Below are 18,923 nucleotides of genomic sequence, written 5' to 3' on the forward strand. Positions count from 1 at the left end.
CCGAATCATCCTCCTGGCGGGGCCGGTTGTGCGGCTTCCAGGAGTTCGGCGAGTTCCACCAGGTCGGTGCCGGTGAGGCGGGGCAGGACGCAGCCGGGGAGGGTGCGGCAGGCGTCCCGCCAGGCCGCGGGGAGCGCCGCGCCGCCGCCCAGCGCGCCGGTGAGGGCACCCGCGAGGGCCGGGGCCGAGTCGGCGACCCGCGACAGGCAGGCTGCCGCGGGAATCGCCTCGGCGATCCGGCCGTGCGCGGCGACGGTGAGCGCGAGGGCGACCGGGACGGTCTCGGCGGCGGCGATGCCGTAGCTGTAGACGTGGTCGACGATCTGGTGCTCCAGGAGGGGGATCAGGGCGAACGCGCTGTCCGCCTCCGCCGCGAGGCGCAGGGCGTGCCGGGCGTTGCGGCCGATCTCCGTCTCCCGCGGCAGCTCGGCGAGCGCGGCCGTCGCGCAGGCCCGCGCGTCCGCGCCGGACAGCGCGAGCGCCACCGCGGCGGCCATCGCGCGGGCGCCGTGCACGCCGTCGCCGTCCTGGGTGTAGCGGGCGTCGAACTCCGCGAGGTCGGCGGCGGCCTTCGGGTCGCCGGGGTGGGCGACCGCGAGGACGCAGGCGCGGACGCAGGCCGCGTCGTCGAAGTAGTGCGGGTTGTCGTGGCCGGAGGCGGGCGGGCGCAGGCCCGCGGCGAGGTTGCCGAGGCCGGCGCGTACGGAGATGCGGGCGCGCAGGGGGAGGACGGCGGACTCGATCTCGGGGGCGCGCTCGGCCGCGGCGGCGACCTCGCTCGCGACGGCGTTCCAGGTGAGGTCGATCGCGGCGCGCATGCGGCGGTCCCGGCTGAGGTCGCCGAGGACGGCGTCGTCGCCGGCCCGCAGGACCGCCTCCGCGGCGAACACCGCCCACTCGGCGTCGTCGGAGGGGCCGAGGCGGAGGGGTTCCGGGGGCTGGTTCAGGGCGATCGGGACGGGGAGGGTGGTGGTGGCGTTGTGCTCGGCGAAGGTGTCCAGTTCGCGGGTGAGGCGGCGGGTCCAGTCGGGCATGCGGGCGGCGCGGTGGCGGGCGGCGGGCCAGCCGGCGGCGTCGCCTGCGGCTAGGCCCAGGAGGAGGCCTTCGACTCGGTGGGGTGGGTGTGGGTGTGCGAGTGGGTGGTGGGGGGTTGGGTGTGGCTGGTGGCTTGTTGTGTGGGGTGTTTCGGCCTCGGCTTCGCCTTCGGCCGGGGTGTCGTTCCCACCCGCACCACCCGTTTCCCCATCGTCGTCGGGTGCGGGTGGCCCCTGTGGGGGGTTCTCGCCGTCGGCGGGTGGGGGGTTGGGGGTGGGTGGGGGTGCGGGGTGGGTTTCGGGGGCGCTAGTGGGTGCGGGTGGTGTTTGTGGGGGGTTCTCGCCGTCGGCGGGTGCGGGGTGGGGCTCGGTCGTGTCGGGTGCGGGTGGTGCTTGTGGGGCGTACTCGCCGTCGGCGGGTGGGGGGCCGTCGGTGGGCGTGGGGTGGGTAGCGGGGGCGTGCTCGGGTGCGGGTGGGCCCTGCGGGGCGTGCTCGATGGTGGGTTGTCCCGGTGGGGCGGGCTCGCCGGTGGGTTGTTCCGGTGGGGCCGGGTCGGCTTCGGTGGGTGGGGGGTCGACGGGGGTCTTGAGTGCTGTCGCGGTGTCCCAGGGCGCCGGTGGGGTCATGGCGTCACCTTCGCGTCGTGTCGTGGGGGCGGTGCGGCCCCCTCGGGGGTGAGCAGGTCCGCGATGGCCAGGACGTGGTGGCCGGCCATCGCGGGCAGGCAGCTGCCGCGGGCGGGGCCGATGGCGGACGCCCAGTCCGGGGGGATGGCGGACGCGCCCTGCGTCGCGCCGGCGAGGGCGCCGGCGACGGCGGCCGTGGTGTCGGCGTCGCGGCCCATGTTGACGGCGGTCAGGACCGCCTCCTTGAAGTCGCCGTCGGCGGCGGCGTACGCGCCGAAGGCGAGGGCGACCGCCTCGGGGGCGAGGTCGGTCCACGGGTAGCCGCCGATGACGACCGCCGAGCGGACCGCGCGCTCGCCCCGGTGGGCGACGGTCACCGCGCGGCGCAGGGAGCGGGCCGTCCAGGAGTCGTCGGGGACGACGGCGAGGGCGGAGGCGACGACCGCGATGGGCGAGGCGCCCGCCATGGCCGCGGCGACGCCCGCCGCGACCGCCTGGCCGCCGTAGATGCCCTCGCCGTCGTGGCTGACCGAGCCGTCGATCGCGACGAGGCGCGCGGCCTCCGCGGGGCGCCCGGCGGCGAAGACGCCGTGCGGGGCCGCGCGCATGGCGAGGCCGTCGCTCCAGGCGTGCCGGTGCTGGGCGGAGATGGGCGCGGCGAGGCCGCGGCGCAGGTTCTCCAGGGTGCCGCGCTCGCTGAAGCCCGCGCCCCGGAAGGGGCCCTCCGCGCGGTCGGCGATCCACTCGTGCCAGGCGGCCTCCACGTGCGCCGGGGTGAGCGCGGAGCCGTGCCGGGCCAGGAGCAGGCCCGAGAAGATCGCGTACTCGGTGTCGTCGGTGCCGGCCGGGGTGGCGGTGACGTAGCCGGTGATCCGGCCCCAGCGGGCGCGGATCTCGGACGGCTTCATGTTCTCGGCGGGGGCTCCCAGCGCGTCCCCGACGGCCAGACCGAGCAGCGCGCCGCGGGCCCGTTCGCGGAGTCCGGCGGCGTCGCCGGGCGCCGGGACCGAGGGAATGCAGGCGGTCGATGCCATGCAGGCCTCTCCTCTCGGGGGGCGCCGTGGGACGGCGCGGAGCCCTTTGCGGAACTGTCCCCCGGCGGGGTGCGCCGCGCAGCCTCAGGCGCCTCAGCATCACCCGGTCGACATATGAGCATGATCGCGCCCGGACGAGCGCAGAACGGTAAAACCGCAGGTTAGCCCAGCCTTTCCTTGCTGGCGAGGAGGAATGCGGCGGCGTAGTCTGGGTGCTGTCGAAAAGTAGAAGCAGTCCAAAGAAGCTTTTTCTGGGGGACCGTCATGGCCATCATCGAGACCGAGGCGGCGCTGCACGAGGCGCACCGCGACAACCACACCCACCGCGACGTGAACGGCGGCTGGCTGCGCCCCGCCGTCTTCGGCGCGATGGACGGCCTGGTCTCCAACCTCGCCCTGATGACCGGTGTCGCGGGCGGCAGCGCCAGCCAGCAGGCGGTCGTGCTGAGCGGACTCGCGGGGCTCGCCGCCGGCGCGTTCTCGATGGCCGCCGGCGAGTACACCTCCGTGGCCTCCCAGCGGGAGCTGGTCGAGGCCGAGCTGGACGTGGAGCGGCGCGAACTGCGCCGCCACCCCCAGGACGAGGAGGCGGAGCTGGCCGCGCTGTACGTGTCGCGGGGCGTCGACCCCGGCCTCGCGCGCGACGTGGCGCGGCAGCTGTCCCGCGACCCCGAGCAGGCGCTGGAAATCCACGCCCGCGAGGAACTGGGCATCGACCCCGCCGACCTGCCGTCGCCGCTGGTCGCCGCGGTGTCGAGCTTCGGCTCGTTCGCGCTGGGCGCCCTGCTGCCCGTCCTGCCGTACCTGCTGGGGGCGAGCGCGCTGTGGCCGGCCGTGCTGCTGGCGCTGCTCGGGCTCTTCCTGTGCGGTGCGGTGGTGGCGAGGGTGACCGCGCGGAGCTGGTGGTTCAGCGGTTTGCGCCAGCTTGCCCTGGGTGGTGCCGCGGCCGGTGTGACGTACGCCCTGGGCATGGCGTTCGGTGTGGCCGTAGGATGACGCAGCTGGAACCTATGCGTTGCGCCGCATAACTAGCCGTTACTCGCTGGTTTCGGCCGCATGACCAGTGGGCATGAGCCGTAAGCGCTGTGGGCAATGAGGCCTGCGGCGCGCCCGCGGGGTGAGCGACGCTGCTCCCTCCGCCCCGGACCGCCGGACATCGATCTGTCCGCATCGGTCCCCTTTGCCTCCGCCGCCGACGCGGCACCCGCCGCGACCGCGGCGTCCGCATGCTGGAACGGAGTATCCGGTTCCCGAGAACCGCTCCATCATGTAACCTGCACGAAATTTTGATCTCATCGCAGATCTCGCAGAGGGCCAACGTCGTCCCTCGGCAGCTCCCCCAGCGCCTTACGGGCCTGGGAGGTACCACCAGCCACATGACGACGACGGGAGAGCCGATGCGTACGCCGCGCCAGCCGTCCCAGCACTCCGCGAATGGCCAGAACTGGTCGTTCATGGATGCTCGCCCTGCTGCGCAGGGTATGTACGACCCCCGCAACGAGCACGACGCCTGCGGCGTCGGCTTCGTCGCCACCCTCACCGGCGAGGCGTCCCACACCCTGGTCGAGCAGGCCCTCACCGTCCTGCGCAACCTCGAACACCGCGGTGCCACCGGCTCCGAGCCGGACTCCGGCGACGGTGCGGGCATCCTCTCCCAGGTCCCGGACGCCTTCTTCCGCGAGGTGGCCGGATTCCAGCTGCCCGAGGCCGGTGCCTACGCCGTCGGCATCGCCTTCCTGCCGGAGGACGGCGCCACCGACGCCGTCTCACGTATCGAGACGATCGCCGGTGAGGAGGGCCTGGACGTCCTCGGCTGGCGCGAGGTCCCGGTCGCCCCCGACCTGCTCGGCGCGACCGCCCGCTCGACCATGCCGGTCTTCCGCCAGCTCTTCGTCACCGACGGCCGCGCGAAGGGCATCGACCTCGACCGCAAGGCGTTCGTGCTGCGCAAGCGCGCCGAGCGCGAGGTGGGCGTCTACTTCCCGTCGCTGTCCGCGCGGACCATCGTCTACAAGGGCATGCTGACCACCGGGCAGCTGGAGCCGTTCTTCCCGGACCTGTCCGACCGCCGCTTCGCCTCCGCGATCGCGCTCGTGCACTCCCGGTTCTCCACGAACACCTTCCCGTCGTGGCCGCTCGCCCACCCCTACCGCTTCGTCGCGCACAACGGCGAGATCAACACCGTCAAGGGCAACCGCAACTGGATGGTCGCGCGCGAGTCCCAGCTGGTCTCCGACCTGTTCGGCGAGCGCCAGCTGGACCGCATCTTCCCGGTGTGCACCCCGGACGCCTCCGACTCGGCGTCCTTCGACGAGGTCCTCGAACTCCTGCACCTCGGCGGCCGTTCGCTGCCGCACTCCGTGCTGATGATGATCCCGGAGGCGTGGGAGAACCACGACTCCATGGACCCGGCCCGGCGCGCCTTCTACCAGTACCACTCCACGATGATGGAGCCCTGGGACGGCCCCGCCTGTGTCTGTTTCACCGACGGCACCCAGGTCGGCGCCGTGCTCGACCGCAACGGCCTGCGCCCCGGCCGCTACTGGGTCACCGACGACGGCCTCGTCGTCCTCGGCTCCGAGGTCGGCGTTCTCGACATCGACCCCGCCAAGGTCGTCCGCAAGGGCCGCCTGCAGCCCGGCAAGATGTTCCTCGTCGACACCGCCGAGCACCGCATCATCGAGGACGACGAGATCAAGGCGCAGCTCGCGGCGGAGAAGCCGTACGCCGAGTGGCTGGAGGCCGGCGAGATCGAGCTGAGCGACCTGCCCGAGCGCGAGCACATCGTGCACACCCACGCCTCGGTCACCCGCCGCCAGCAGACCTTCGGCTACACCGAGGAGGAGCTGCGCGTCATCCTGGCCCCCATGGCCAAGACCGGCGCCGAGCCGATCGGCTCGATGGGCACCGACTCGCCGATCGCCGCCCTCTCCGAGCGCCCCCGGCTGCTCTTCGACTACTTCACCCAGCTGTTCGCGCAGGTCACCAACCCGCCGCTGGACGCCATCCGCGAGGAACTGGTCACCTCGCTGCGCTCCTCGCTGGGCCCGCAGGGCAACCTGCTGGAGCCGACCGCGGCCTCCTGCCGCTCCGTCGTCCTGCCCTTCCCGGTGATCGACAACGACGAGCTGGCCAAGCTCATCCACATCAACGCCGACGGCGACATGCCCGGCTTCAAGGCCGCGACCCTGTCCGGCCTGTACCGGGTGCACGGCGGCGGCGAGGCGCTGGCCGCGCGGATCGAGGAGATCTGCGCCGAGGCCGACGCCGCGATCGAGAACGGCGCCCGCCTGATCGTCCTGTCGGACCGCCACTCCGACGCCGAGCACGCGCCGATCCCGTCGCTGCTGCTCACCGCGGCCGTCCACCACCACCTCATCCGCACCAAGCAGCGCACCCAGGTGGGCCTGCTGGTCGAGGCCGGCGACGTCCGCGAGGTCCACCACGTCGCCCTGCTCATCGGCTACGGCGCCGCCGCGGTCAACCCCTACCTGGCCATGGAGTCGGTCGAGGACCTGCTGCGCGCGGGCACCTTCATCAACGGCCTGGAGCCGGAGCAGGCCATCAAGAACCTGATCAAGGCGCTCGGCAAGGGCGTTTTGAAGGTCATGTCCAAGATGGGCATCTCGACCGTCGCCTCCTACCGCGGCGCGCAGGTCTTCGAGGCCGTCGGCCTCGACGAGGCCTTCGTCGAGAAGTACTTCAACGGCACCGCCACCAAGATCGGCGGCGTCGGCATCGACGTCATCGCCCAGGAGGTCGCCGCCCGCCACGCCAAGGCCTACCCGGCCTCCGGCATCGCTCCCGCGCACCGCGCGCTGGACATCGGCGGCGAGTACCAGTGGCGCCGCGAGGGCGAGCCGCACCTGTTCGACCCGGAGACGGTCTTCCGCCTCCAGCACTCCACGCGCACCGGCCGCTACGACATCTTCAAGAAGTACACCGAGCGCGTGAACGAGCAGTCCGAACGGCTGATGACGCTGCGCGGCCTGTTCGGCTTCAAGTCGGACCGGCAGCCGATCCCGATCGACGAGGTCGAGCCGGTCTCCGAGATCGTCAAGCGGTTCTCGACCGGCGCCATGTCGTACGGCTCCATCTCCAAGGAGGCGCACGAGACCCTCGCCATCGCCATGAACCAGCTGGGCGGCAAGTCCAACACCGGTGAGGGCGGCGAGGACCCGGAGCGCCTGTACGACCCGGCGCGCCGGTCCAGCATCAAGCAGGTGGCCTCCGGCCGCTTCGGTGTGACGAGCGAGTACCTCGTCAACGCCGACGACATCCAGATCAAGATGGCCCAGGGCGCCAAGCCCGGCGAGGGCGGCCAGCTGCCCGGCCACAAGGTCTACCCGTGGGTGGCGAAGACCCGTCACTCCACGCCGGGCGTCGGCCTGATCTCCCCGCCGCCGCACCACGACATCTACTCCATCGAGGACCTGGCCCAGCTGATCCACGACCTGAAGAACGCGAACCCGCAGGCGCGGATCCACGTCAAGCTGGTCTCCGAGGTCGGCGTCGGCACGGTCGCGGCGGGTGTGTCCAAGGCGCACGCGGACGTCGTGCTCATCTCCGGCCACGACGGCGGCACCGGCGCCTCCCCGCTCACCTCGCTGAAGCACGCGGGCGGCCCCTGGGAGCTGGGTCTGGCCGAGACCCAGCAGACGCTGCTGCTCAACGGGCTGCGCGACCGGATCGTCGTGCAGACCGACGGCCAGCTGAAGACCGGCCGTGACGTCGTCATCGCCGCGCTGCTCGGCGCCGAGGAGTTCGGTTTCGCGACCGCGCCGCTCGTCGTCTCCGGCTGCGTCATGATGCGCGTCTGCCACCTCGACACCTGCCCGGTCGGCATCGCCACCCAGAACCCGGTCCTGCGGGACCGGTTCACCGGCAAGGCCGAGTACGTCGTCAACTTCTTCCAGTACATCGCGCAGGAGGTCCGCGAGCTCCTCGCCGAGCTGGGCTTCCGCTCCATCGAGGAGGCCGTCGGCCACGCCGAGGTCCTCGACGTCACCCGCGCGGTCGACCACTGGAAGGCGCAGGGCCTGAACCTGGAGCCGCTGTTCCACGTGCCCGAGCTGCCCGAGGGCGCGGTCCGCCACGCCCTGGTCGCCCAGGACCACGGCCTGGAGAAGGCGCTCGACAACGAGCTGATCAAGCTCGCGGCCGACGCGCTGGGCGCGAACGACGCCACCGAGGCCCAGCCGGTGCGCGCCCAGGTCGCCATCCGCAACATCAACCGCACGGTCGGCACCATGCTCGGCCACGAGGTGACGAAGAAGTTCGGCGGCGCAGGGCTCCCCGACGACACCATCGACATCACCTTCACCGGTTCCGCCGGCCAGTCCTTCGGTGCCTTCGTCCCGCGCGGCGTCACGCTGCGCCTGGAGGGCGACGCCAACGACTACGTCGGCAAGGGCCTGTCCGGCGGCCGGATCGTCGTCCGCCCGGACCGCGGCGCGGACCACCTCGCCGAGTACAGCGTCATCGCCGGCAACACCATCGGCTACGGCGCCACCAGCGGCGAGATGTTCCTGCGCGGCAAGGTCGGCGAGCGCTTCTGCGTCCGCAACTCCGGCGCGCTGGTCGTCTCCGAGGGCGTGGGCGACCACGGCTGCGAGTACATGACCGGCGGCCACGCGGTGGTCCTCGGCGAGACGGGCCGCAACTTCGCGGCCGGCATGTCCGGCGGTGTCGCCTACGTCATCGACCTGGACCGCGACAACGTCAACGCCGGCAACCTGGACTCCGTCGAGGCGCTGGACGAGGCCGACAAGCAGTGGCTGCACGACGTGGTGCGCCGCCACCACGAGGAGACGGGCTCCACCGTCGCCGAGAAGCTGCTCGCGGACTGGGACGCCGCCGCCGAGCGCTTCAGCAAGATCATCCCCCGCACGTACAAGGCAGTGCTCGCCGCCAAGGACGCCGCCGAGCGAGCCGGTCTCTCCGAGTCCGAGATCACCGAGAAGATGATGGAGGCGGCGATCAATGGCTGACCCGAAGGGCTTTCTGAACCACGGCCGCGAGGTCGCCAAGTCCCGCCCGGTCGAGGAGCGCGTCAGGGACTGGAACGAGGTCTACGTCCCCGGCTCGCTGCTGCCGATCATCAGCAAGCAGGCCAGCCGCTGCATGGACTGCGGCATCCCGTTCTGCCACAACGGCTGTCCGCTGGGGAACCTGATCCCCGAGTGGAACGACTACGCCTACCGCGAGGACTGGCAGGCGGCCTCGGAGCGGCTGCACGCGACGAACAACTTCCCGGAGTTCACCGGCCGGCTGTGCCCGGCTCCGTGTGAGTCGGCGTGTGTGCTGGGCATCAACCAGCCGCCGGTCACCATCAAGAACGTCGAGGTCTCGATCATCGACAAGGCGTGGGAGACCGGGGACGTCGCCCCGCAGATCCCCGAGCGCCTGTCCGGCAAGACCGTCGCGGTCGTCGGCTCCGGTCCCGCGGGCCTGGCCGCCGCCCAGCAGCTGACCCGGGCCGGCCACACGGTCGCCGTCTACGAGCGCGCGGACCGCATCGGAGGCCTCCTGCGGTACGGCATCCCCGAGTTCAAGATGGAGAAGCGGCACATCAACCGCCGTATCGAGCAGATGCGCGCGGAGGGCACCCGCTTCCGCACCGGCATCGAGATCGGCCGCGACCTCAAGGCGACCGACCTGAAGAAGCGGTACGACGCGGTGGTCCTGGCCGTCGGCGCCACGACCGCGCGCGACCTGCCGGTGCCGGGCCGTGAGCTCAAGGGCATCCACCAGGCCATGGAGTACCTGCCGCTGGCCAACAAGGTGCAGGAGGGCGACTTCGTGGCGCCCCCGATCACGGCCGAGGGCAAGCACGTCGTGGTCATCGGCGGCGGCGACACCGGCGCGGACTGCGTGGGCACCGCCCACCGCCAGGGCGCGGCCTCGGTGACGCAGCTGGAGATCATGCCCCGCCCGGGCGAGGAGCGGAACCCGGTCTCCCAGCCGTGGCCGACCTTCCCGATGCTGTACAAGGTCACCTCCGCGCACGAGGAGGGCGGCGAGCGGGTCTACTCCGTGTCGACCACCCACTTCGAGGGCGACGAGGACGGCAACGTACAGTGGCTGCACCTGGTCGAGGTGGAGTTCACCGACGGCAAGCTGACCCAGAAGCCTGGCACGGAGCGCAAGATCCCCGCCCAGCTGGTGACGCTGGCCATGGGCTTCACCGGCACGGACCGTGAGAACGGTCTGGTGGAGCAGTTCGGCCTGGAGCTCGACGAGCGCGGCAACATCGCCCGCGACGCCGACTTCCAGACCAACGTCCCGGGTGTCTTCGTCGCCGGTGACGCGGGCCGCGGTCAGTCGCTCATCGTGTGGGCGATCGCCGAGGGCCGCTCCGCCGCCCGCGGCGTGGACCGGTTCCTGACCGGTGCCAGCGACCTGCCGGCCCCGATCCGCCCGACGGACCGTGCCCTGACGGTCTGACACACGGCCCGCGAGGGCCGCACACACGTCCCGTACAACGGCGTACGGAACACAGACGGCGCCTGCCCCCCAGTCCCCGACCGGACGATCGGGCAGGCGCCGCCGCATGTCCCGGCGCCGCCGGGCGGACTCAGCCGGTCAGCTGGGCGACCCTGGCGTACGTCAGAAGCAGGAGCAGCGCCAGCAGCCCCGCGCAGGCGGCGGCCTGGATCAGGGAGCGGCGCGGGCCGCGCGGCACGAAGGCGTAGGCCGCGGTGACGGCGGCGCCCGCCAGCAGGCCGCCGAGGTGGCCCTGCCAGGAGGTGAAGCCCGCCGAGATCAGCAGCCACACGAGCAGCATGACCGTGTCGCGGTTGACGGTGTCCATGTCGCCGCCGAACCGGCGCGCCATGACGTAGTAGGCGGCGCCCAGACCGAACAGGCCGCCGGAGGCGCCGACGAACACGGCGTACGGCTCGGCGAGGAGCAGTTCGGCGACCGAACCGCCGAGGACCGACAGCAGGTACAGGGCGACGTACCGGACCCGGCCGAGCTGGGTCTCCAGGATCCGGCCCAGGTGCCACAGCGCGAGCATGTTCATCACGATGTGGGCGATGCCGAACGTGCCCTCGGTGGGCAGCAGATGCAGGAACCCGCTGGTGATCAGCCGGTCCCACTCCCCGGCGACGACGCCTTCGGCGTGGAAGGACCCGATGTACGCGCCCACGTGGTGGTAGTAGCCGCCGTCCGGCCCCACGAGCCGGGCGCCGACCATCTCGAACCGGTCCTCGAACGCGGGCAGCGCCAGCTGGAGCACGTAGGCGAGCACGTTCAGCGCGACCAGCACGTACGTCACCACGGGCGTGCCGGAGACCCGGCCGCCGACGACCGTGCGGGCCTGCCGCACCGAGCGGGCGCCCTCCTTGACGCACTCCGGGCACTGGTGACCGACGGCGGCCTCGCGCATGCAGTCCGGGCAGATGTGGCGGTCGCAGCGCACACAGCGGACGTAACACTCCACCGTGGGGTGGCGGTAGCAGGTCGGGACGGGGGACTCGGGTTCCATGCCGGCTCCTCGGGAGGCTGATGACGGACGGTGAGCCGGTTGGGGACGGCGGCGAACAAAATAGCGAACGGTGCGGCGGGGGCGGGCAGGCGGGGCCGGAGGGGACGGTGGCGGCCGCCGGGGTGCCGTACGCTCGGCTGCCGGAAAGCCGGTGATGGAGGGGGAGTCCACATGGCCGCGATCAGTCTCGACAAGGTGCGCTCGACCGCGCCCGCGCTCGTGAACCTCTACAAGAGCGCCGGGGTGTCGCTCGCCAAGCACGGCCTGGACGGGCAGCGGGCCGCCGTCTACCTCGTCGTCGACTACTCCGGCTCCATGCGGCCGTACTACAAGGACGGCAGTGTGCAGGCGCTCGCCGACCGGGTGCTCGGGCTGTCCGCGCACCTCGACGACGACGGCCGGGTGCCGGTGGTGTTCTTCTCCACGGACGTCGACGCCGTCACCGAGATGGAACTCGCCGGCCACCAGGGCCGCGTCGAGCGGATCGTGGCCGGACTCGGGCACATGGGCAAGACCAGCTACCACCTGGCCATGGACGCCGTCATCGACCACTACCTCGACAGCGGTGCCACCGACCCCGCCTTCGTCGTCTTCCAGACCGACGGCGGCCCCATCGACAAGCTCGCCGCCGAGCGGTTCCTGTGCAAGGCCTCCCGGCTGCCGCTGTTCTGGCAGTTCATCGGCTTCGGCGACCCCGGCAGCCGGCAGTTCGAGTTCCTGCGCAAGCTGGACGACCTGCCGGTGCCGGAGAAGCGGGTCGTCGACAACGCCGGGTTCTTCCACGCGGGCGAGGACCCGCGCGCGGTGTCCGACGCCGAGCTGTACGACCGTCTCGTGGGCGAGTTCCCGCAGTGGCTGGCGGCGGCCCGGGAGCGGGGGATCGTACGGGCCTGAGGGCACGCGGCGGTGGCCGCACCCGGCCGGACCGGGCCTACGTGTCGCACTCCAGCACCGTCCGGCACAGCGCACACCGCGCCCGCACCCGCCCCCGCACCGGCACCCTGATCCGCTGGTGGCAGGTCGGGCAGGGGAACGACACCCGCAGCGGCCCCTCGGCGCCGGGCGTGAACGCGTAGGGCACGTCCGGCGCGCCGACGGCGGTGTGCCGGTCCTGGGCGTGCCGCCGGTCGCGGGCGTAGCGGCGGCGGCCCGCCCAGCCGGCCGCGGTCAGCGGCGGCTGCTGCCCGTCCCGGCGGGCCAGGGCCATGCCCTTGCCGTACGCCGTGTACGCCTGCGGGCTGGTGAACCAGACCGACGGGTCCTCACCGAAGAGCAGGGCGCGCTTGGCGAGGACGTAACCGAACTCCTCGGGTGTCAGATAGCCGAGTTTCTGGCTGGACACGCCGTCCTCCCGGTAGGCGTCCAGCAGCAGCCAGCCGGCGCCGAGGTAGGCCGTCGTCGTGTCGGTCAGGATCTCGTTGTCGCGGGTGCCGGGGAAGGACAGGCCGAGGCGGTGCAGGTACACGTGCGTCACCTCGTGCGCCAGGGCCGCGCCGATGTCCCGGCGGTGGGTGCGGAAACGGTCGTTCAGCTCCACGAAGTACTCGGGCCCGGCGGCGAGTTCCACGTTCGCCGCCTGCGTCATCGCCCGGAAGCCGACGACCAGCCGGGCGTCCGGTAGCCGGTAGTGCCGCACCAGCTCGCGGGCCACCCGCTGGGCGCCGAGATGGAGGTCGTCGGTGTCGGCGAAGGCCACGTCGGCCGGGAGCACGCTCGTCGCGAAGGTCCGCACGGTGTCGTACGACAACCGCCGGTACAGCGCGGTGATCGCGGCCCGCACCGTCTCCAGGTGCGGGTAGCCGTGCTCGACCGGTCCGCCGTTCGCCACGCCGACTCCCCAGGACGTCCCGAACCCGGTTTCCACTCTACGAGCAGGGGAGCGGATTTTCGCCCGACGGGTTCCCTCCGGACCGCGTGAGATCCGTCCTTGTCATGCACGCCGACTGATCACATACTGCGAGCCGCCCAACGCCCCATGAAAGGACATACGTTGACCCTTACCTCGACCACCGCCGCCAAGAGAGGCGGCCTGGCGCTGGCGAAGAAGGCCGCCGCGGCCGGTGCCGTCGCGCTCGCGGTCGCCAGCCTCCAGCCGGTCAGTGCCGCGTACGCCGCCGACGCGCGCGTCATCGGCGGAAAGCCCGCCGCGCAGAACGAGTTCCCCTTCATGGTCCACCTCTCCATGGGCTGCGGCGGGGCGCTCTACAAGAAGGACATCGTCCTGACCGCGGCGCACTGCATGGACGGCTCCGGCAACAACAACCGGATCACCGTCACCGCCGGTGTCGCCGACCTGAACTCCTCCGCCGCGATCAAGGTCAAGTCGACCAAGGTCAAGGTGGCGCCCGGCTACGACGGCACGGGCAAGGACTGGGCGCTGATCAAGCTCGCCAAGCCGATCGACAAGCCCACCCTGAAGATCGCCACCACCACGCGCTACAACCGCGGCACCTTCACGATCGCGGGCTGGGGTGACACGCGGGAGGGCGCCGGCACCGGCACGACCAAGCTCCAGAAGGCGTCCGTCCCGTTCGTCAGCGACCGCGCGTGCAAGTGGCACTACGGCAACCGGCTGGTGCCGAAGGAGGAACTGTGCGCCGGATACACCTCCGGCGGCATCGACACCTGCCAGGGCGACTCGGGCGGCCCCATGTTCCGCAAGGACGACGCGGGCAAGTGGATCCAGGTCGGCATCGTCAGCTGGGGTGACGGCTGCGCCCGCACCGGCGTGCCCGGTGTCTACACCGAGGTCAGCACCTTCGCCAAGGACATAGCCAAGGCCGCGTCGGCGCTGTGATCAACCCGGCGTGAGACGACGTACGGCGGAGCCCTCTCCAGGGTGCGGCTCCGCCGTACGCCGTCCTGCTCCGCCGTACGCCGTCCTGCGCCCGAAAGCCGCCACCGCGCGGAAAGGCCCACCGCGCGGGAGCCAGCACCGCGTGGGAAGCCCTCACCGCGCGGAAGGCCCACCGCGAGGGAAGCCCCCGACCGCGCCGAGCGCTGTCGCGAACCGCTCGGTCCCGGTTCCGCCCCCTGGCAGAATCCGGGCGGTGACCGCCGAACAGCAGCACCCCGCAGCGCCCGCGGCGCCCGCAGCCCCCGCAGCCCCCGCAGCGCCCGCGGCGCCCGAAGCCCTCGCGGCCCCCGCCGCGCCGACCCTGCGCACCGGAGGCCGGGACGACGCCCTCGAAGAGCTTCTGGACGACGCGCTCACCGCCTTCAACGGCGCGGCCACCGGGGCCGGCACCCCGCGGGAGTTCAGTGTCCGGCTCGATGACCCCACCGGGAAACCGGCCGGCGGGCTCACCGGGTACACGTGGGGCGAGCTGTGCGCCGTCCATCTGCTGTGGGTCCGCGAGGACCTGCGGGGAGCGGGCTGGGGGAGCCGGCTGATGCGGGCCGCCGAGGAGGAGGGCGTGCGGCGCGGCTGCACGCACATGGTCGTCTCGACGTACACCTTCCAGGCCCCCGAGTTCTACCGGAAGCTCGGCTTCCGGGAAACCGGGCGCACCCCGGGCGTGCCCGGCGGCCACGCGGACGTGTCGTTCCACAAGGTGATCGGCGGCTGATCGGTCAGGGCCCGGCCCCGTAGGGTGGACCCTCATGACCACCAGCAACACCGGTACCGGTGACGTCGACCCCGCCGTTCGCGAAGAGCTCGCCCGGCTGCGCGACAGCATCGACAACATCGACGCGGCCGTCGTCCACATGCTCGCCGAGCGGTTCAAGTGCACCCAGCAGGTCGGCCGCCTCAAGGCCGTGCACCAGCTGCCGCCCGCCGACCCCGCGCGAGAGGCCCGGCAGATCGCCCGGCTGCGCGCGCTCGCGGAGAGCGCCAAACTGGACCCCGCGTTCGCCGAGAAGCTGCTGAACTTCATCATCGCCGAGGTGATCCGCCACCACGAGCGCATCGCCGAGGACGCCGTGAACGGTCAGACACCGACGGCCGGTTGACCCGGCGCAGCTCCCCGGCGGGGCACTGGCCCCGCGCGGTGTGTGCCCCGCCCCACCGGCACACCACGTCATCCGGCGGGCACGGACCGTGACCGCCCGGTCTCCGTCGTCCCGCTCACGGCAGCGGCCCCGGACCGGACCCCGCCCGCCCCCGCCCCGTCCGCCCCGGCGCCGCGGCTCCCGCGACCCCACCACGGCGCGGGAGGGGCACCCGGGCGCAGTCCGCTCCGCCCCCGCACGTCCCCCCACCGCCTCTGTCCCGTGCCCAGGCCATCAGGCAGCATGTGCTCCATGTCCGTACTCACGCGCGACGAAGCGCAGACCCGTGCCCAGCTCCTCGACGTCCACCGCTACACGATCGACCTCGATCTGACGACGGGGGACGAGACCTTCGACTCCCTCACCGTCATCCGCTTCGCCGCCCGCACGGACGCGGACACCTTCGTCGAGCTCAAGCCCGCCGAGCTGCGCTCCGCCACCCTGGACGGACAGCCCCTCGACCCCGAAAGCCTGGACGACAACCGCCTGCCGTTGAAGAACCTCATGGCGGGCGAGCACGAGCTGCGCGTCCACGCGGTGATGCGCTACTCCCGCACCGGGGAGGGCATGCACCGCTTCACCGACCCCACCGACGGCGAGACATACGTCTACACCCAGCTGTTCATGGACGACGTCCAGCGCGTCTTCGCCGCCTTCGACCAGCCCGACCTCAAGGCCGTGTTCGAGCTGTCGGTGAAGGCCCCCGCGCACTGGACCGTCCTCGCCAACGGCGTCACCGAGCACACCGGCGGCGGCGTGTGGAAGGCGGCACCCACCCCGCTGATCTCCACCTATCTCGTCGCCGTCGCCGCCGGCCCCTGGCACTCGGTGCGCACCGAGCACCGCGGCCTGCCCTTCGGCATCCACTGCCGCCGCTCCCTCGCCCCCCACCTGGACGCGGACGCCGAGGAGATCCTCGAGATCACCCAGCAGTGCTACGACCGCTACCACGAGAAGTTCGAGGAGCCGTACCCCTTCGACTCCTACGACCAGGCGTTCGTCCCCGAGTTCAACGCGGGCGCGATGGAGAACCCCGGACTGGTCACCTTCCGCGACGAGTTCGTCTACCGCTCCGCCGTCACCGACACCGAGCGGCAGACCCGCGCGATGGTCATCGCCCACGAGATGGCCCACATGTGGTTCGGCGACCTCGTCACCCTCCGGTGGTGGGACGACATCTGGCTGAACGAGTCCTTCGCCGAGTACATGGGCTACCAGACCCTCACCGAGGCGACCCGCTTCACCGACACCTGGACCGACTTCGGCGTCGTCCGCAAGGCCTGGGGCTACGACGCCGACCAGCGCCCCTCCACCCACCCCGTCGCCCCCGAGGCCGTCGAGGACACCGCCTCCGCGCTGCTCAACTTCGACGGCATCTCCTACGCCAAGGGCGCCTCCGCGCTGCGCCAGCTCGTCACCTGGCTCGGCGAGAAGGACTTCCTCGCCGGCATCAACACCCACTTCGCCCGCCACAGGTTCGCCAACGCCACCCTCGCCGACTTCATCGACTCCCTCGCCTCCGCCACCGAACGGGACGTCCACGCGTGGGCGGACGCCTGGCTGCGCACGACCGGCGTCGACACCCTCACCCCGCGCGTCACCGCGGGCGCCGACGGTACCCGCACCCTCACCGTCGACCGCGCGGGCAGCCGCCCGCACCGCATCGCCGTCGGCCTGTACGACCTCGACCTCGCCGACGAGGCCCGCCTCACCCTGCGCGAACGCGTCGAACTCGACGTCCCGCAGACCGCCGCGCAGCCCATCGGCAAGCGGCCCGCCCTGCTGCTGCCCAACGACGGCGACCTCACCTACGCCAAGGTCCGCTTCGACCCGGAGTCCTTCGCGACGGTGCGCTCCGCACTGTCCGGGCTGCCCGAACCGCTCTCCCGCGCGGTGGTGTGGAACGCGCTGCGGGACGCCGTCCGCGACGGTGAGCTGCCGGCCACCGCCTACCTGGACACCGCCCGCGCCCACCTCCCGCGCGAGACCGACCTGGCCCTCGTCCAGGGCGTCCTCGGCTTCGCCACGGTCCAGATCGCCGACCGCTATCTGGCGCCCGAGGCCCGCCCGGCCGCCCTCGCCACCCTCGCCCGCATCTGCCGCGACCTCATCCGCCGCACCGAGGACGGCGACCACCCCGGCCTGCGCCTGATCGCCGTACGGCACTTCATCGACACCGCCGCCCACCCCGACACCATCGCCGCCTGGCTCGCCGACGGCACCGTCCCCGGCGGCCCCGAACTGGACCCGGAGCTGCGCTGGCGCATCCTCGGCCGGCTCGCCGTCCTCGGCGCCACCGACGAGGCCGCCATCGCCGCCGAACTGCACCGCGACCCCAGCGCCACCGGCCAGGAGGGCGCCGCCCGCTGCCGCGCCGCGCTGCCCGACCAGGCCGCGAAGGCGCGGGCGTGGGAGGCGATGTTCGCCGGCGACGACCTGTCCAACTACCTGTTCACGGCCACCGCGCGGGGCTTCTGGCAGCCCGAACAGGCCGACCTCGTACGCCCGTACGTGGCGCGCTTCTACGAGGACGCCGTCGCCGTGGCCGCCCGGCGCGGCCCCGCCATCGCCGACGCCGCGGGCCGCTGGGCGTTCCCCGCGCACGCCGTCGACGCCGAGACCCTGGCCCTCGGCGAGCGGTGCCTGCGCGACGCCGACCCCATCCCCGCCCTGCGCCGCAAGCTCGTCGACCAACTCGACGACCTCGCGCGCGCGTTGCGGGTCCGGCAGGCCCTAGGACCGAAGGAGTAGGGGGAGTAGGGCACGGCTGGTCCCCACAGCCGAGGCGGGGGACTGATCGATCTTCCTAGGCTCGGACGAGCGGAATCGATCAGTCAACGCCCCAGGAGGCAACCCGTGATCGTGGTGACCGGCGCCACCGGCAACGTCGGCCGAGCCCTCGTCGACCGTCTCGTCGCACGCGGCGAACCGGTCCGGGCGCTGACCCGGGACCCGCGGCGGGCACGGCTGCCGGAGCGGGCCGAGGTGGTACGGCTCGACCCCGGCGACCCCGCCGAGCTGTTCCGGGGCGCGACCCGGCTGTTCCTGTACGTCCAGGGCGCCGGGGACCGCATGGGCGACTTCCTCGCCGCCGCGCGGGACGCCGGGGTGCGGCACGTCGTGCTGCTCTCCTCCGGGATCATCCAGGAGGGCGCCGACGAGACCCACCCGATCCACGTCATGCACGCCACCGTCGAACGGCAGGTCCGCGACAGCGGTCTGGCCTGGACGTTCCTGCGGCCCAACGCGTTCGCCACCAACGCCTTGCAGTGGCGTGCGCAGATCCGCGCCGGCGACACCGTGCGCGGTGTCTTCGCGGACGCGCTCACCGCGCCGATCCACGAGGACGACATCGCCGCCGTCGCCGAACGCGCCCTCCTCGACGGCGGCCACGAGGGAGCCGTGCACCGCCTCACCGGGCCGGAGGCGGTCACGAACGCCGAGCAGGTCGCCGCGCTCGGGCGGGCCCTCGGCCGCCCGCTGCGCTTCGCGGAGATCCCGCCGCACGAGGCCGGCCCCGACCTCTTCCCGCACGTCCCGCAGGACGCGCTGGAGGGCTTCCTGAAGACGATCGGCGGCCTCGTCGGCACCGAACCCGAGATCACCGGTACGGTCGAGGAGATCACCGGTAGCCCGGCCCGCACGTTCTCCCGGTGGGCCGAGGACCACGCGGACGACTTCCGCGACTGAGGACAGCGGCGTCCCGGCACTCCCGGTACCCCCTTTCGAGTGCCGATCCCGTGC

12 protein-coding genes and 1 pseudogene are annotated in these 18,923 nt (G+C 72.6%); 9 read left to right on the forward strand and 4 right to left on the reverse strand.

Annotated elements, in window-relative coordinates:
* Nucleotides 1-5: 5 nt before the first annotated feature.
* Both AB0K92_RS19350 and AB0K92_RS19355 read right to left on the reverse strand, forming a co-directional pair.
* Nucleotides 6-1,112 (reverse strand): annotated as a pseudogene (locus tag AB0K92_RS19350) (ADP-ribosylglycohydrolase family protein); the annotation flags it as partial.
* Between the two features lie 545 nt (nucleotides 1,113-1,657).
* Nucleotides 1,658-2,695: an ADP-ribosylglycohydrolase family protein gene (locus AB0K92_RS19355; RefSeq protein ID WP_365924383.1), complete on the reverse strand. Its 1,038-nt coding sequence runs from the start codon at nucleotides 2,693-2,695 to the stop codon at nucleotides 1,658-1,660.
* 264 nt (nucleotides 2,696-2,959) lie between these two features.
* On the opposite strand from AB0K92_RS19355, the gene AB0K92_RS19360 reads away from it, so the two are divergent.
* The 3 genes from AB0K92_RS19360 to AB0K92_RS19370 all read left to right on the forward strand — a co-directional run bounded on the left by AB0K92_RS19360 (nucleotide 2,960) and on the right by AB0K92_RS19370 (nucleotide 10,141).
* Nucleotides 2,960-3,691, forward strand: a complete 732-nt coding sequence (locus AB0K92_RS19360; protein ID WP_365924385.1) for a VIT1/CCC1 transporter family protein — start codon at nucleotides 2,960-2,962, stop codon at nucleotides 3,689-3,691.
* Between the two features lie 401 nt (nucleotides 3,692-4,092).
* Nucleotides 4,093-8,685, forward strand: coding sequence for a glutamate synthase large subunit (gene gltB, locus AB0K92_RS19365; RefSeq protein WP_365924429.1), 4,593 nt, complete (start codon nucleotides 4,093-4,095; stop codon nucleotides 8,683-8,685).
* Nucleotides 8,678-10,141 carry a glutamate synthase subunit beta gene (locus AB0K92_RS19370; RefSeq protein ID WP_165997551.1) on the forward strand — a complete coding sequence of 488 codons (1,464 nt, stop codon included), beginning with the start codon at nucleotides 8,678-8,680 and terminating at the stop codon, nucleotides 10,139-10,141. Before gltB ends, AB0K92_RS19370 begins: the two co-directional genes overlap by 8 nt.
* Nucleotides 10,142-10,271: 130 nt before the next feature.
* Here AB0K92_RS19370 and AB0K92_RS19375 read toward each other — a convergent pair whose 3' ends face one another.
* Nucleotides 10,272-11,186: a rhomboid family intramembrane serine protease gene (locus AB0K92_RS19375; protein ID WP_365924387.1), complete on the reverse strand. Its 915-nt coding sequence runs from the start codon at nucleotides 11,184-11,186 to the stop codon at nucleotides 10,272-10,274.
* 171 nt (nucleotides 11,187-11,357) lie between these two features.
* Between AB0K92_RS19375 and AB0K92_RS19380 the strand changes: the two genes are divergently transcribed.
* Entirely contained in the window at nucleotides 11,358-12,080 is a 723-nt protein-coding gene (locus tag AB0K92_RS19380; protein ID WP_365924389.1) for a VWA domain-containing protein, read from the forward strand.
* Nucleotides 12,081-12,117: 37 nt separating this feature from the next.
* On the opposite strand, the gene AB0K92_RS19385 is transcribed toward AB0K92_RS19380, so the two are convergent.
* The gene (locus tag AB0K92_RS19385) at nucleotides 12,118-13,014 is read right to left on the reverse strand and encodes a hypothetical protein (RefSeq protein ID WP_365924391.1); all 897 of its coding nucleotides are present in this window, start codon (nucleotides 13,012-13,014) and stop codon (nucleotides 12,118-12,120) included.
* Between the two features lie 201 nt (nucleotides 13,015-13,215).
* Here AB0K92_RS19385 and AB0K92_RS19390 point away from each other — a divergent pair, with 201 nt between their 5' ends.
* The 5 genes from AB0K92_RS19390 (at nucleotide 13,216) to AB0K92_RS19410 (ending at nucleotide 18,869) form a co-directional block, all read left to right on the forward strand.
* Nucleotides 13,216-13,983, forward strand: coding sequence for a serine protease (locus AB0K92_RS19390; protein WP_240926475.1), 768 nt, complete (start codon nucleotides 13,216-13,218; stop codon nucleotides 13,981-13,983).
* 253 nt (nucleotides 13,984-14,236) lie between these two features.
* A complete protein-coding gene (locus tag AB0K92_RS19395; RefSeq protein WP_365924393.1) occupies nucleotides 14,237-14,755 on the forward strand; it encodes a GNAT family N-acetyltransferase in 519 nt (172 codons plus the stop codon).
* Nucleotides 14,756-14,789: 34 nt separating this feature from the next.
* Nucleotides 14,790-15,140, forward strand: coding sequence for a chorismate mutase (locus AB0K92_RS19400; RefSeq protein WP_165997540.1), 351 nt, complete (start codon nucleotides 14,790-14,792; stop codon nucleotides 15,138-15,140).
* A 291-nt stretch (nucleotides 15,141-15,431) separates the two neighbouring features.
* Entirely contained in the window at nucleotides 15,432-17,930 is a 2,499-nt protein-coding gene (gene pepN, locus AB0K92_RS19405) for an aminopeptidase N (RefSeq protein WP_365924395.1), read from the forward strand.
* A gap of 105 nt (nucleotides 17,931-18,035) precedes the next feature.
* On the forward strand, nucleotides 18,036-18,869 hold the full coding sequence (locus AB0K92_RS19410) for an NAD(P)H-binding protein (RefSeq protein ID WP_365924397.1): 834 nt from the start codon (nucleotides 18,036-18,038) through the stop codon (nucleotides 18,867-18,869).
* Nucleotides 18,870-18,923 lie beyond the last annotated feature (54 nt).

The sequence above is a fragment of the Streptomyces sp. NPDC052687 genome (assembly GCF_040678395.1).
Classification (GTDB): Bacteria; Actinomycetota; Actinomycetes; order Streptomycetales; family Streptomycetaceae; genus Streptomyces.

Excerpts from the sequence above, each read along its gene's own strand:
- AB0K92_RS19355 (WP_365924383.1), bottom strand. The coding sequence starts at position 2,695 with ATGGCATCGACCGCCTGCATTCCCTCGGTCCCGGCGCCCGGCGACGCC.
- AB0K92_RS19360 (WP_365924385.1), top strand. The coding sequence starts at position 2,960 with ATGGCCATCATCGAGACCGAGGCGGCGCTGCACGAGGCGCACCGCGAC.
- gltB (WP_365924429.1), top strand. The coding sequence starts at position 4,093 with ATGCGTACGCCGCGCCAGCCGTCCCAGCACTCCGCGAATGGCCAGAAC.
- AB0K92_RS19370 (WP_165997551.1), top strand. The coding sequence starts at position 8,678 with ATGGCTGACCCGAAGGGCTTTCTGAACCACGGCCGCGAGGTCGCCAAG.
- AB0K92_RS19375 (WP_365924387.1), bottom strand. The coding sequence starts at position 11,186 with ATGGAACCCGAGTCCCCCGTCCCGACCTGCTACCGCCACCCCACGGTG.
- AB0K92_RS19380 (WP_365924389.1), top strand. The coding sequence starts at position 11,358 with ATGGCCGCGATCAGTCTCGACAAGGTGCGCTCGACCGCGCCCGCGCTC.
- AB0K92_RS19400 (WP_165997540.1), top strand. The coding sequence starts at position 14,790 with ATGACCACCAGCAACACCGGTACCGGTGACGTCGACCCCGCCGTTCGC.
- pepN (WP_365924395.1), top strand. The coding sequence starts at position 15,432 with ATGTCCGTACTCACGCGCGACGAAGCGCAGACCCGTGCCCAGCTCCTC.